The sequence below is a fragment of the Ruegeria sp. CDSB086 genome (genome assembly GCF_059611065.1).
In genome coordinates this window covers 423,618-436,877 of sequence record NZ_JBXWOV010000001.1, presented here as the reverse complement: position 1 = coordinate 436,877, position 13,260 = coordinate 423,618, and the positions used below count along the sequence as shown (strand labels likewise).

Annotated in this window: 11 protein-coding genes and 3 tRNA genes; 8 read left to right on the top strand and 6 right to left on the bottom strand. The window is 56.1% G+C overall.

The features are described from left to right. Window positions 1–29: 29 nt before the first annotated feature. Window positions 30–815, bottom strand: coding sequence for an EF-hand domain-containing protein (locus AC2FIO_RS02115; RefSeq protein WP_058271512.1), 786 nt, complete (start codon window positions 813–815; stop codon window positions 30–32). Between the two features lie 251 nt (window positions 816–1,066). Between AC2FIO_RS02115 and AC2FIO_RS02110 the strand changes: the two genes are divergently transcribed. Beyond that, a complete protein-coding gene (locus AC2FIO_RS02110; RefSeq protein WP_108858717.1) occupies window positions 1,067–1,666 on the top strand; it encodes a L,D-transpeptidase in 600 nt (199 codons plus the stop codon). 52 nt (window positions 1,667–1,718) lie between these two features. Here the strand turns inward: AC2FIO_RS02110 and AC2FIO_RS02105 are convergent, their stop codons facing one another. Both AC2FIO_RS02105 and AC2FIO_RS02100 read right to left on the bottom strand, forming a co-directional pair. Beyond that, window positions 1,719–2,195 carry a fasciclin domain-containing protein gene (locus tag AC2FIO_RS02105; protein ID WP_108859083.1) on the bottom strand — a complete coding sequence of 159 codons (477 nt, stop codon included), beginning with the start codon at window positions 2,193–2,195 and terminating at the stop codon, window positions 1,719–1,721. Between the two features lie 71 nt (window positions 2,196–2,266). After that, on the bottom strand, window positions 2,267–3,118 hold the full coding sequence (locus AC2FIO_RS02100) for a class I SAM-dependent methyltransferase (protein ID WP_496695355.1): 852 nt from the start codon (window positions 3,116–3,118) through the stop codon (window positions 2,267–2,269). A gap of 139 nt (window positions 3,119–3,257) precedes the next feature. Here AC2FIO_RS02100 and AC2FIO_RS02095 point away from each other — a divergent pair, with 139 nt between their 5' ends. From AC2FIO_RS02095 to AC2FIO_RS02075, 5 genes are all read left to right on the top strand, one after another. Continuing rightward, window positions 3,258–4,373, top strand: coding sequence for a carboxylate-amine ligase (locus tag AC2FIO_RS02095; protein ID WP_496695353.1), 1,116 nt, complete (start codon window positions 3,258–3,260; stop codon window positions 4,371–4,373). A 117-nt stretch (window positions 4,374–4,490) separates the two neighbouring features. After that, entirely contained in the window at window positions 4,491–5,633 is a 1,143-nt protein-coding gene (locus AC2FIO_RS02090) for an acyl-CoA dehydrogenase family protein (RefSeq protein ID WP_496695351.1), read from the top strand. Window positions 5,634–5,640: 7 nt separating this feature from the next. Then, entirely contained in the window at window positions 5,641–6,681 is a 1,041-nt protein-coding gene (locus AC2FIO_RS02085; protein WP_496695349.1) for an enoyl-CoA hydratase/isomerase family protein, read from the top strand. A 3-nt stretch (window positions 6,682–6,684) separates the two neighbouring features. Continuing rightward, a complete protein-coding gene (gene mmsB / locus AC2FIO_RS02080; protein WP_282118529.1) occupies window positions 6,685–7,557 on the top strand; it encodes a 3-hydroxyisobutyrate dehydrogenase in 873 nt (290 codons plus the stop codon). A 97-nt stretch (window positions 7,558–7,654) separates the two neighbouring features. Further along, window positions 7,655–7,987, top strand: a complete 333-nt coding sequence (locus AC2FIO_RS02075; protein WP_282118530.1) for a hypothetical protein — start codon at window positions 7,655–7,657, stop codon at window positions 7,985–7,987. Between the two features lie 9 nt (window positions 7,988–7,996). On the opposite strand, the gene uvrA is transcribed toward AC2FIO_RS02075, so the two are convergent. The 3 genes from uvrA to AC2FIO_RS02060 form a co-directional block, all read right to left on the bottom strand. Beyond that, complete coding sequence (gene uvrA, locus AC2FIO_RS02070; RefSeq protein ID WP_496695348.1) at window positions 7,997–10,855, bottom strand: excinuclease ABC subunit UvrA; 2,859 nt, start codon at window positions 10,853–10,855, stop codon at window positions 7,997–7,999. 176 nt (window positions 10,856–11,031) lie between these two features. Then, window positions 11,032–11,108, bottom strand: a tRNA-Asp gene (locus tag AC2FIO_RS02065). 46 nt (window positions 11,109–11,154) lie between these two features. Continuing rightward, window positions 11,155–11,231, bottom strand: a tRNA-Asp gene (locus AC2FIO_RS02060). Window positions 11,232–11,442: 211 nt separating this feature from the next. Between AC2FIO_RS02060 and AC2FIO_RS02055 the strand changes: the two genes are divergently transcribed. Next, a tRNA-Val gene (locus tag AC2FIO_RS02055) sits at window positions 11,443–11,517 on the top strand. A 127-nt stretch (window positions 11,518–11,644) separates the two neighbouring features. After that, window positions 11,645–13,231, top strand: coding sequence for an APC family permease (locus AC2FIO_RS02050; RefSeq protein ID WP_496695346.1), 1,587 nt, complete (start codon window positions 11,645–11,647; stop codon window positions 13,229–13,231). The last annotated feature ends 29 nt before the right edge of the window (window positions 13,232–13,260 follow it).

Below are 13,260 nucleotides of genomic sequence, written 5' to 3'. Positions count from 1 at the left end.
GGCGGCCTTTTTCGTTGCGCGGCGAGGGGTCAGTTCTGTAGAAATTCGCGCAATGTGACTCTGCCATCAAAATCCGCGTCAAACTCGGCCATGACCATCCGAAGCTCATGCGCGGGGATACAAGCTTTGGCGATGCCTTCGATCTTGTCGCTTTCAACCATGGTCAGGCATTCGGCCGACAGCGGCTCATCCATTTCCGGATCGGGGAACTCGATGAGATCCCGCACTTCCATGGCCACAAATTCATCCGGGGACACCACGCCATTTTCGTCGGCATCATATTCGAGAAACTCCACCGCCCGCTCTGCCAGATAGAAGATTTCGAATTCAGAATATTCGACGTGACCGTCTGCGTTGGAATCCGCCCGATTGATCTCCTCTGCTGCAATTGCCTCTGGTGTGCAGGATTCTTCTGTCACATCACAATCATCCCCGACGATGAGGCCCTCTTCTTCCGTCAGGAATTGGTACAATTCCGGTTCAGTAATCACCCCGTCCCCGTCGCGATCCAACTCGGCAAAGAAGATCCGCGCCATCGGCGTTGCTTGTGCAGGTGTTTGGGCAGACCCCCAATAAAGACCAGCCAGTAACAAGACCGGCAGCAGATAGAGCGTCTTAGGGGCAAAACGGCTGAGCGTTCGAATGGGCATTTCATCTTCTCCAACTGTGTCTGGTGAAGGCCCTGCCAGCTCGCGGTCGATCACACCACGCACGAGTTCGCTCATCGACGATCCGCGCTGTTCGCTTAGATCTGCCAACTTGCTTTTCAACTCATAAGATACGCGAATTTCCAAGGTTTCCGATTTCTTGGTCATATCGTGCGGTCTCCGAACATCTGTGGGCCTGTCCCCTGGAATTGGAGCAGACATGCCCGAAAAAATACCCCAAGCCGTGTCCCGCAAACAGCAAAAACCTGTCCGGACACCGAGTATTCCCCCGTCCGGACAGGCAATAAACTGCGTCAAATGTGTAAATCTCACGGAAAATTTAAGCCAAGCATCTGGCCCTGAGGGAAAGCAGTTACTAAATTGCCCGAAACCATAGAGCATTCCTTCAGGAGGCATCCGTGTCCAGTTCCCGTATTAATCGTCGTACCGCCTTGCTGGGTGCTGCGTCCGTCCTAGCGACGCCGACGCTTCTGCGCGCCCAAAGCTCAGATGCTTTCCCAACAACAGAAGAGGCGATCAGCACGCAACTGCCGGTGCGCCGCAATGTCTCGTCCTTCTCGCAACAGAACTGGCAGGACCATTTTGACCAGCTGGGCGCTGGGGCTTTGCTGGCCGATATCACAAGCCGCGCGGTGCACTATTGGGGGCCCGATGGCACCTACAAGCTGTACCCTAGTTCGGTACCGATGAGCGAAGAGCTGACGAAGCGCGGTTATACCAAGGTTGTGCGCAAAGCGGAGAACCCAAGCTGGACACCGACCGCGTCAATGCGCGAGCGTGATCCGCTGTTGCCAGTGCGTATGGAAGGTGGTGAACCAGGCAACCCGTTGGGCACCCGTGCAATGTATCTGGGCTGGCCAGCCTATCTTGTACACGGCACCCACGATACGCGGAAAATCGGGCGCCAAAGCTCGTCCGGGTGCATCGGCCTGTACAATCAACACGTCGAGGAATTGTTTCCTCTTGTTCAGGTCGGAACCCAGGTCAGACTGGTCTGACGACAAAGCCCCGGCCACAAGGACCGGGGCTTTTTCATGAAATCAAAATATCTTATTCCGGCAGGATCACAGCGTCGACAACGTGGATCACGCCATTGCTGGTCTCAATATCGGCCTGAATGACTTCGGCACCGTTAACTTTCACGCCGTTCTTTGCATTTACGCTCAGGCGATCGCCTTGCACGGTCAGAACCTTGGCGCGCTTGCCAGCGATGTCACCGGACATCACCTTGGCGGGAACCACGTGATAGGTCAGAATTTCGACCAGTTGGTCTTTGTTCTCCGGCAACAGCAGTGTTTCCACCGTACCTTCGGGCAGTGCCGCAAAAGCGTCATCAGTCGGTGCGAACACTGTGAACGGTCCGTCACTTTTCAACGTGTCGACAAGCCCCGCAGCCTGAACAGCGGCGACCAATGTGTTGAAGGAACCGGCTGATACTGCGGTATCCACGATATCTGCAGCCTGTGCTTTTACAGGCAGTGTCAGTGCAATTGCGGCGGCGGCGCCCATAAACGTACGACGAAACATGGCTGTCATCTCCTCTCCAGCTAGTTATGGAAAGGGGTACGGGCGCTTAGTCGCGCCGGATCACTAACAGATCAATTTTCTTTGACCTGAACCCATATGCTTTGGGCGCGACCGTCTTTCAAAAATGGCAAGGATTCGACCGCATCGGGGCGATCCTGTTGAAGGTAGTACCCAGGCCAAAGCATTGAATATGCTCCAGATTGCAGCAGTGCATGCAGCATGTACTGCTCACCCCAGCCCGGGCAATCATAGAAGAACCGTTTGGGATATTCGTAGGGCAGAAAAACATCGTGCACATGAATGACCACACCGGGTTTGAGCGCCGGAATGATGCGGCAGAACAGGTGCGCGACGTCATTGCTCATGCGAACAACGTGACTGGAATCGATGAACAGCACGTCACCGGATTCGAGTTGCTGGAACACTGCCGGATCGACTTCTTCCAGACGTTTTTGTTCGAACTCATCCACCACATGCGCGATATCTGCCCGTGGATACGGATCGATTGCGGTGACCTTGGTCTGCAATCCGCCGTCGATAATCGCCTGCCGGGTCACACGGGTCGAGTTGCCACAACCCACCTCGATCACGCGTTTTGGTTTGAACCTGCGTATCATCAGATACAGCGCATCCGCATCCGGGCTGTCGTAGTACCCATTGTTGATACGATAACCGGTCTTGTTGCGCGCCGGGTCTTTCAGAGCTTCCAGAGAAACAGAGTGTTCTTGGTATTCCGACACCAATTGAGTGATATCGAACCCGTCCATCCCCGGTGACAAGGTATAGGCCGGGCGGGTCAGACCCCCTGCCCGTTCAAACGCCTCAAGGCGCGCGCGCTCGTCCCGTTCGGTCACTTTGTCGATCAGTTTCACACCAAACCGGTCAAGCGCGGCGTTCAGCCGGGGGAATTTCCTTGGTTTCACGGGGGGCTCCGGGTTTGGTGACAGTCTAGACGCCTCCTTACCTGTGCGCATGGGGGCTTCGCAAGAACCCAGCTGGCAAACACTTGGCAAAAAGACAATTTCCGTATTCACTGGTTGGAACAAAGTTGCGAGGGCCGGAATGCAGCAGGAATTTACGCTGGGCATCGAAGAAGAGTATCTGCTGGTTGATCGAGACAGTCTGGAACTCGCCGAAGCGCCCGCCGCGTTAATGGAAGCCTGCCAGGCCGATTTTGAAGGACAGGTCAGCCCCGAATTCCTGCAATGTCAGATCGAGGTTGGTACGCGCCCGCATGTGACCATCAGCTCTGCGCGCGAGGATCTGAAACGCTTGCGGTCCTGTGTTTCGAAACGCGCCGCCGAGCACAACCTTGCCCCAATCGCTGTTTCCTGCCACCCCTTTGCCGACTGGAAAAAACAGCAACATACGCGCAAAGACCGATATGACGCGCTGCAACACGCGTTGGGCGGAGTGGCGCGGCGTATGCTGATCTGTGGCATGCATGTCCATATCGGGGTGGCCGATTCAGCCTTGCGCGCCGACCTGATCCCGCAGCTGTCCTACTTTCTGCCGCATCTCTTAGCCTTGTCGACGTCATCGCCCTATTGGAACGGTGAGGACACCGGCCTGTCTTCGTACAGGTTAACGGTATTCGACAACTTGCCACGCACCGGACTCCCGCCGATCTTTTCCGGCTGGTCCGAATATGAACGTACTACGGGCGTTCTGGTCGAACTGGGCGTGATCGAAGACACCACGAAAATTTGGTGGGATTTGCGACCGTCGCACCAATATCCAACGCTGGAAACCCGGATCATGGACGTGCAGCCCCGCATGGAGCATGCACTTTCACTGGCCGCCATGGTGCAGGCCTTAACGCGCATGTTGTGCCGCCTGAAAGACAGAAACCTCAGGTGGCGGCAATATGATCGGTTCCTGATTGGCGAAAATCGCTGGCGCGCGCAACGCTATGGCGTGGGCGAAGGCATGATCGACTTCGGAGATCGCTCGATCAAACCTATGCCGGAACTCATGGGCGAACTGATGGGCTTACTCGCGGAAGATGCCGAAGCTCTGGGCACCATGAACGAGCTGGCCAAGCTACAGCAGATTGCTCAGAATGGCACCTCGGCCACCCGCCAGCGCCGCGTATATGCCGAGGCAGCGGCAAAAGGCGATGACCCTGGCAAGGCTGTTGTTCAGCACTTGATTGACGAATTCCATCAAGACCTCTGAACCTTGGCATGTTTTCCCGCACAAGAATGTGCCCGTGATTGATGGCCGTGCAAAATTTCTGTAAGGATTGGGAAATAAACACTCGTTCAATTCATCGGGCAGCATGGGAGGCAAGCCATGGATTTCGCAACGACCGAAGAGCAGAATGCGATCTTCGACATGGCCCATGATTTCGGGCAGGAAAACATCGCTCCATATGCCCGCCAGTGGGAGGCTGAAGGCACCATCCCCAAAGACCTTTGGCCGCGCATTGGTGAGCTGGGTTTCGGCGGCCTTTATGTTTCTGAGGACAGCGGCGGTTCTGGCCTGTCTCGTCTGGACGCTACGCTTGTGTTCGAAGCTTTGTCGATGGCCTGCCCCTCTGTCGCGGCCTTTCTGTCGATCCACAACATGTGCGCCAAGATGCTGGACAGCTTTGGGAGTGACGAGCTGAAATCCCGCATCATGCCCAATGTTCTAAGCTTGAACACCGTGCTCAGCTATTGCCTGACCGAGCCCGGCTCAGGTTCTGACGCAGCCGCTTTGAAAACCCGTGCTGAACGCACGAACGAAGGCTATACCCTGAACGGCACCAAGGCTTTCATCTCGGGTGGCGGGTATTCGGATGCCTATGTCTGCATGGTGCGCACCGGTCAGGATGGGCCCAAGGGCATTTCGACAGTTTATGTCGAAGATGGCACCTCCGGCCTTAGCTTTGGCGCGCTTGAACAAAAGATGGGGTGGAAAAGCCAGCCTACAGCTCAGGTACAGTTCGACGATTGCAAGATCCCCTCCGACAACCTTGTCGGTGTCGAGGGCGACGGTTTCAAATACGCGATGAAGGGGTTGGATGGCGGGCGTCTGAACATCGCGTCCTGTTCTCTAGGTGCCGCACAAACGGGGTTGAACATGACACTGCAATACATGTCCGAGCGGAAGGCTTTCGGGCAGTCCATCGACCAGTTTCAGGCCCTTCAGTTCCGTCTGGCAGATATGGAGATCGAATTGCAGGCCGCCCGGACATTCCTGCGTCAGGCGGCGTGGAAGTTGGATCAGGGCGCGCCCGATGCAACAAAGTTCTGCGCTATGGCCAAGAAATTCGTGACCGAAACGGGATCGAAAGTGGTAGATCAATGCCTGCAATTGCACGGCGGCTATGGTTATCTGGCCGACTATGGCATCGAAAAGCTTGTGCGCGACCTCCGCGTGCATCAGATTTTGGAAGGCACGAACGAGATCATGAGGGTCATCGTTGCCCGCCAGATGCTCTCTCAGCGCTGAGGACTTTATGTCAGACATCTATATTCGCACAGCAGGCCGTGCCGGTCGTATCACCCTGACCCGGACCAAGGCGCTGAATGCGCTCAGCTATGATATGTGCCTGGCCATCGACACCGCCCTGCGCAACTGGCGTGAGGATGATGCGATCGATCTGGTTGTTCTTGATGCCGAAGGCGACAAGGCCTTTTGTGCTGGTGGTGACATTGCCGAGCTTTATGAGACCGGAACCAAGGGCGACTTTGAGTACGGCCGAAAGTTCTGGCGCGATGAGTACCGCTTGAATGCTCTGATCTTCGAATACCCAAAACCGGTAGTCAGCTTCCTACAGGGTTTCACCATGGGTGGAGGCGTCGGCATCGGGTGCCATGGCAGCCATCGCATCGTGGGTGAAACGTCGCAAATCGCCCTGCCCGAATGCTCGATCGGTTTAGTTCCGGATGTCGGCAGCACGCTGATGCTGGCACTCGCACCCGGACGGTTAGGTGAATATCTCGGCACAACCGGTCATCGTATGGGTCCAGCAGATGCCATTCTGGCCGGTTTCGCAGATCATCACATTCCGATCCAGCAATGGCCGGATCTGATCGACATGCTTGAAGCATCCGGCGACGCCAGCATTCTTGAAAGCCATTCCGACACGCCGCCCGAAGGCTCGTTGGTCAAAATGCAAGATGCGATTGAGACGGATTTCGGCGGCGAAACGCTTGGAGATATCCAGAACAACCTGCGCAACTCGAACAATGACGCCGCCGCTGGTGCGCTGAAGTTGATCGGGCGCAATTCGCCTCTCTCCATGGCCTGCACGGTCGAGATGCTGCACCGTCTCCGCACTCCAAACCTGACCATGCGCAAGGCATTGGAACTGGAGTATCGCTTCACCTATCGCGCGATGGAACACGGAGACTTTCTGGAGGGTATCCGGGCGCAGATCATCGACAAGGATCGCAACCCGAGCTGGCGCCATCAGAACCAGGACATACCGGCTGTCGCTGTTTCAAAGATGCTACAACCTTTGGGCGCGGACACGCTGACTTTTGAGGAGGATTAAGGAATGAAAATCGGGTTTATCGGTCTGGGCAACATGGGCAATCCGATGGCGGCCAACCTTGCCAAAGCAGGGCATGATGTCAGCGGCTTTGATATGGCGGATGTCACCGTGCCGGGTGTCACTATGGCCAGCTCCGGCCCTGAGGCCGCGACCGATGCCGACATCGTCGTGACGATGCTGCCTAATGGACAGATCCTGCGGGCGGTGGCAAATGAGATCATTCCCGCCATGGCGCCCGGAGCGGTCTGGATCGACTGTTCAACGGTCGATGTCGACAGCGCCCGCGCCGTCGCTGAGCAGGCCAAGGAAGCGGACGTACTCGCAGTAGACGCCCCGGTGTCGGGTGGCATCGGCGGTGCGGCAGCGGGTACGCTGACCTTCATGGCTGGCGGTAGCGACGCGGCGTTTGAAAAGGCATCGCCGCTGTTCGACATTATGGGTCAGAAAGCCGTGCATTGCGGCGAATCCGGTGCTGGTCAAGCGGCCAAGATTTGCAACAACATGATCCTGGGCGTAACCATGATCGCCACCTGCGAAGCCTTTGCGCTGGCCGACAAGCTTGGGTTGGACCGGCAAAAGATGTTCGATGTGGTCAGCACGTCTTCGGGCTATAGCTGGACGATGAACGCCTATTGCCCTGCCCCAGGTGTCGGCCCTGCAAGTCCCGCGGACAACGACTATCAGCCCGGTTTCGCGGCTGAACTGATGCTGAAAGATCTTCGCCTCAGCCAGCAAGCTGCTGAAAGTTCGGACGCAGACACGCCCATGGGACAGGTTGCAACGGCGCTTTATGAGAAATTCGTCGAATCCGAAGACGGGCTGGGCAAGGATTTTTCCGCCATGCTGCCACGTTTTGAAAACCGTACCAGGGGCTAGTCGCCACAGGGTGGCGACTTCCTGCCCATCGGGTTGACCGGCAGACAAACAGCGGCCATCTGTTTCCTAACCGCGCTTTAACGCGAAAGGAAACATGATGTCGCGAATTCTGTCTGTTACTTTGACCATTGTCGCGCTTTCATTGAGTCCGGCTACAGCAATTGCAGGGAACGGAAAGAGTAAGGCGGGTCATTGCCCGCCAGGCTTGGCAAAAAAAGCAGTGCCCTGTGTTCCGCCGGGTCAGGTAAAAAACCAGTACAAAAAGGGCGACTATATCACGCGCGACTACCGCTGGATCAATGATCCCTACCGTTATGGTCTGAATCGCGGCGGATCCTACATTCGCGCGGGCGATTACGTTTATCGTGTCGACCCCGAAACGCAAAAGGTGCTGAACCTGATCGGCGCAGTGGCTGATATTCTTTACTAAAGAACTGCACTATTCCGCAGCAACGCGCGCACCGTCCAACATCGGTTTGAGATACCTGCCGGTATGGCTGCGGTCGACCTCGGCCACATTCTCGGGCGTCCCGGTTGCCACGATTTCGCCACCGCCATCGCCGCCTTCCGGGCCGATATCAATGATGTGGTCGGCGGTTTTGACGACATCCAGATTGTGTTCAATCACAACGACAGTATTGCCCTGATCGACCAGTTCATGCAGCACTTCCAACAACTTGCGCACGTCTTCGAAATGTAGGCCAGTGGTTGGTTCATCCAGAATATACAGAGTCCGCCCGGTCGAGCGTTTGGACAATTCTTTTGAAAGCTTCACGCGCTGCGCCTCGCCACCCGAAAGTGTGGTCGCCTGCTGCCCAACCTTAATATAACCAAGCCCGACCCGCGCCAGTGCGTCCATTTTATCGCGGATCGACGGCACGGCCTTAAAGAACTCCTGCGCGTCTTCGACGGTCATATCAAGGACATCGGCGATAGACTTGCCTTTGAACTTGATCTCCAGCGTTTCGCGATTGTACCGCGCGCCTTTACAGGTTTCGCAGGTGACGTAAACATCGGGCAGGAAATGCATCTCAATCTTGATGACACCGTCACCCTGACAGGCCTCGCAACGACCACCCTTGACGTTAAAGCTGAACCGTCCGGGCTTATAGCCGCGCGCCTTTGCCTCGGGCAGACCGGCAAACCAATCGCGGATCGGCGTGAAGGCCCCGGTGTAAGTCGCTGGATTCGAACGCGGAGTTCGCCCGATGGGGCGCTGGTCAATGTCGATGACCTTGTCCAGATGCTCCAACCCTTTGATGGTTTCGCAGGGCGCCGGCGTTTGCCGTGCGCCGTTCAAACGCATGGAGGCAGTTTTAAATAGCGTCTCAATCGTAAGCGTCGATTTTCCGCCTCCGGAAACGCCGGTGACGCAGACAAACTTGCCGAGCGGAAACTCCGCCGTCACGTTCTTCAGATTGTTCCCGGTCGCTTTGACAACCGTCACCTTCTTTTTGTTCCCTTTGCGTCGCTCAGCCGGGACCGAGATCTCGCGGGTTCCCGACAAGTATTGCCCGGTCATCGAGGCCGCATCAGCCGCGATTTGATCAGGTGTGCCTTTGCTGACAACCTGACCACCATGCACTCCAGCCCCCGGCCCGATGTCAAATACATAATCCGCCTCGCGGATTGCTTCCTCGTCATGCTCGACGACAATCACTGTGTTACCCTGGTCACGCAGGTTCTTTAGCGTCCCAAGCAAGCGATCATTGTCCCGCTGGTGCAGACCAATGGACGGTTCATCCAGAACGTACAAAACTCCTGTCAAACCAGATCCGATCTGGCTGGCCAGACGAATGCGCTGGCTTTCACCACCAGACAAGGTACCACTTGAGCGGGACAGCGTAAGGTATTCCAAACCAACGTTATTCAGAAACCCCAGCCGCTCGCGGATTTCCTTGAGAATGGCGCGTGCGATTTCGTTCTTCTGGACACTTAGATGGTTCGGTGCATCTTCGATCCAGGCCAAAGCCTCGCGGATCGACATCTGCACGACCTGCCCAACATGCATGCCTGCGATCTTTACCGCCAGCGCCTCGGGACGTAGGCGATAGCCTTCACAGGCACCACAGGGTCGGTTGTTCTGATACCGCTCAAACTCTTCACGGATCCATGCGCTGTCGGTCTCGCGATAGCGGCGCTGCATATTCGGGATCACGCCCTCAAAGCTGCGGGTGACCTGATAGACCCGCCCGCCTTCATCATAGCGGAATTGGATTTCTTCGTCGCCGGAACCGCGCAGAAACACTTGCTGCACCTTTGGCGGCAGGTCCTTCCACGGCGTGTTCTTGTCGAACTCATAGTGTCGGGCAATCGCTTCAATGGTCTGCAGGAAGTACGGCGACTTTCCCTTGCGCCAGGGCGCCAACGCCCCGTCGTACAGTTTCAGGGTCTGGTCCGGCACCACAAGGCGTTCGTCAAAGAACAGCTCGACACCCAGACCATCACAATCCGGGCACGCCCCGAACGGAGCGTTGAACGAAAACAAACGGGGTTCGATTTCAGAAATGGTGAAGCCGCTGACCGGGCAAGCAAAGTTCTCGCTAAACGTGATCCGTTCCGGATCGCCCTCACGCGGCGCGGTTTCGAGAACGGCGATACCGTCGGCCAAGTCCAAAGCAGTACGCAAACTGTCGGCCAGCCGGGTCTCCAGCCCTTCGCGCACGACCAACCGGTCGACGACGACATCAATGTCATGGCGATATTTCTTGTCCAGCGTGGGCGGTTCATCCAGTTCGTAGAATTCTCCGTCGACCTTAACGCGCTGAAAACCCTGCTTGCGCAGTTCAAGGAATTCTTTTTTGTATTCGCCTTTGCGGTCGCGCACGATGGGGGCGAGCAGGTATCCTCGCGTCCCCTCCTCCATCGTCATGATGCGGTCGACCATGTCCTGAACCTGCTGCGCCTCAATCGGCTGCCCAGTGGCCGGGCTGTACGGCGTTCCGGACCGGGCGAATAACAAGCGCATATAGTCATAGATCTCGGTGACCGTTCCGACGGTCGAACGCGGGTTTTTGGATGTAGTCTTCTGTTCAATCGAGATGGCCGGTGAAAGGCCGCTGATGTGGTCCACATCCGGCTTTTCCATCATGTCCAGAAACTGGCGCGCATAGGCTGACAGGCTTTCAACGTAACGCCGCTGGCCCTCGGCATAGATCGTGTCGAAAGCCAAAGACGACTTACCAGACCCCGACAGCCCGGTGATCACCACAAGCTGATCACGTGGGATGTCCACGTCGATACCTTTGAGGTTATGTTCGCGCGCTCCGCGCACTTCGATATTCTTCAGCTCAGCCATTTTTGGCCCCCAACACACAAGTGTCTTAGAAATAGGTGAACGACGCTGGAACTCCAACAGAAAAGTTAGAACAAAGCAAGAACCGTCATCTATTCGCCGATCCGACAAAGCAGCATCGCATTTGACACGCAGAAGCGTGGCACAAATTACGAATTTACCGCTGACTTTGTGGAAAATGGCGCGGTTGACGGGGCTCGAACCCGCGACCCCCGGCGTGACAGGCCGGTACTCTAACCAACTGAGCTACAACCGCGCATCTATTTTCGTGATCCCTTAACCCGGATCCAGGCTGACAGCAGTGGCGCGGTTGACGGGGCTCGAACCCGCGACCCCCGGCGTGACAGGCCGGTACTCTAACCATCTGAGCTACAACCGCCCGCTGTCTGTTCATCGCTGAACGTTTGGGTGTATTATGGCTACGCCCCGACATCGTCAAGCGGCGTTTTGAAGTTTTTTCGAAGAACCTGATTTTTTCCGATTGAGCCACCCACCCCCGAGGCCGGAAAACCAGCATTTCATGAGCTGGATCGAATTCACCACCGGCCATCTTGCCAACCAATCCGAGTCGCTGTAACAGCAGCGCCTACGGGTGATTAGCTCAGTGGTAGAGCGCTTCGTTCACATCGAAGATGTCAGGAGTTCAAATCTCTTATCACCCACCATTCCACTTCCTCAGAATCAACGCCTTCTAAGGCCTTGAAATTACAATGCTTGCCAGCTTGCATTTCAACTGCGTATCGTTCTTGCATCTGCCGTGTGATCAACCGGCGCTGAAGCACGGGGTTTCGCATGGCCAAATTGAAACGGGATATTGGCCTTGTTGGCCTGACCTTCATTTCGGTCGGTGGAATTATCGGTTCCGGCTGGTTGTTCGGCCCCCTCCTCGCAGTTCAACACGCAGGTCCTGCCGCTATCCTTTCGTGGATCATTGGCGCGGTGGCCATGTTCGTTCTTGCGATAACCTTCGCAGAGATTTCGGCCATGCTGCCCATTCCCGGAGGGATCGCCCGCGTCCCCCAGTTTTCGCACGGGAACATCGTTTCGATGGCAATGGGGTGGACCGCCTGGATTGGGTACAACACCACCGCCCCGATTGAGGTCGAGGCGATGCTTAAATACCTTGGGCCTTATGCACCGTGGCTGCACACAGCCGATACGGGCGATTTGACCGGCGCGGGTATCGCCGTGGCGTTGTTTTTCATGTTGTTGTTCGTAGTCATTAATGCGTTGGGGGTAAAATTCTTCACGCAAGTCAACGCGACGCTGACATGGGCGAAAATTGCCATTCCTATCGTTCTGTCGGTTCTACTGATCGCAAGTCGATTTGACACCGGGAACTTCACCCAACCGGGTGGTTTTGCGCCGTACGGTTTGCAGGGTATCATGGCGGCTGTTTCAACCGGAGGCGTCATCTTTTCCTTCATCGGTTTCCGCCATGTGGTCGATATGGCTGGTGAGGTTCGAAACCCCAAAGTCGCCATTCCTGCGGCACTGGTGCTGTCCATCATTCTGTGTGCAGCCATTTACGTCGGATTACAGATTGCGTTTATCGGCGCACTTGACCCGGAGATGTTGAAGAACGGCTGGGCAAGCCTGAATTTTAGCGGTCAGGGGCCATTGGACGGGGTCATCCTATCGGTTGGGATCGTCTGGTTCCTGAGCGTTTTGAATATCGGCTCGGTCATTGGACCCTTTGGCAACGGTTTGGTGTCCACCGGCTCGAACGCGCGTATCGCGATGGCCTTGTCACAGAACGGGTTCCTGCCAAAGCGTTTGCAAATACTGTCCTCATTTGGGGTGCCCTTGTGGGCCTTGGCGCTGAACTTTCTGATTGGAATTCTGTTCCTTCTTACGGTCCCGTTCACCACCGTTATTGCCCTGAATGGCGCGGCCATAGTCGTATCTTTTGCGGTTGGGCCAATCGCCGTTGTGTGCTTGCGACGCCTGATGCCGGACCACCTGCGGTCCATTCGCATTCCCTTTGTCAAAGTGGTGGCCATCACAGCCTTCGCTGTCGCCACGCTCATCGTCTATTGGAGCGGATGGGACACCGTTTGGCGGCTTGGCATCGCGTTGATCGTCGGGTTTGTTCTTCTTCTGGCACGGTTTCATAATCGGCTGGACGAAATGGACGTGACCGAGGCCCTGTGGCTGGTTCCCTATTTCGGAGGGATCGGCCTGATCTCGTTCCTGGGACAGTTCGGGGAAGGTGCGCTTAAGCAAATCCCCTTCGGTTGGGATATTTTGCTGTGCGTCCTGTTTTCAGTCATCATTTTTGGTCTAGCGGTCCGATCCTCCCTGTCCGCCAAAAAGTTTCAGACTTACATTGCCGAGGAAGAGGTTCTGGACCCGAAGAAACCTGTTATCGGCTTCTGAAAAAGAAAAGGCGGGGAAAACCCCGCCTT

Excerpts from the sequence above, each read along its gene's own strand:
- AC2FIO_RS02105 (WP_108859083.1), bottom strand. The coding sequence starts at position 2,195 with ATGTTTCGTCGTACGTTTATGGGCGCCGCCGCCGCAATTGCACTGACA.
- AC2FIO_RS02095 (WP_496695353.1), top strand. The coding sequence starts at position 3,258 with ATGCAGCAGGAATTTACGCTGGGCATCGAAGAAGAGTATCTGCTGGTT.
- AC2FIO_RS02090 (WP_496695351.1), top strand. The coding sequence starts at position 4,491 with ATGGATTTCGCAACGACCGAAGAGCAGAATGCGATCTTCGACATGGCC.
- AC2FIO_RS02085 (WP_496695349.1), top strand. The coding sequence starts at position 5,641 with ATGTCAGACATCTATATTCGCACAGCAGGCCGTGCCGGTCGTATCACC.
- mmsB (WP_282118529.1), top strand. The coding sequence starts at position 6,685 with ATGAAAATCGGGTTTATCGGTCTGGGCAACATGGGCAATCCGATGGCG.
- AC2FIO_RS02075 (WP_282118530.1), top strand. The coding sequence starts at position 7,655 with ATGTCGCGAATTCTGTCTGTTACTTTGACCATTGTCGCGCTTTCATTG.
- uvrA (WP_496695348.1), bottom strand. The coding sequence starts at position 10,855 with ATGGCTGAGCTGAAGAATATCGAAGTGCGCGGAGCGCGCGAACATAAC.
- AC2FIO_RS02115 (WP_058271512.1), bottom strand. The coding sequence starts at position 815 with ATGACCAAGAAATCGGAAACCTTGGAAATTCGCGTATCTTATGAGTTG.
- AC2FIO_RS02050 (WP_496695346.1), top strand. The coding sequence starts at position 11,645 with ATGGCCAAATTGAAACGGGATATTGGCCTTGTTGGCCTGACCTTCATT.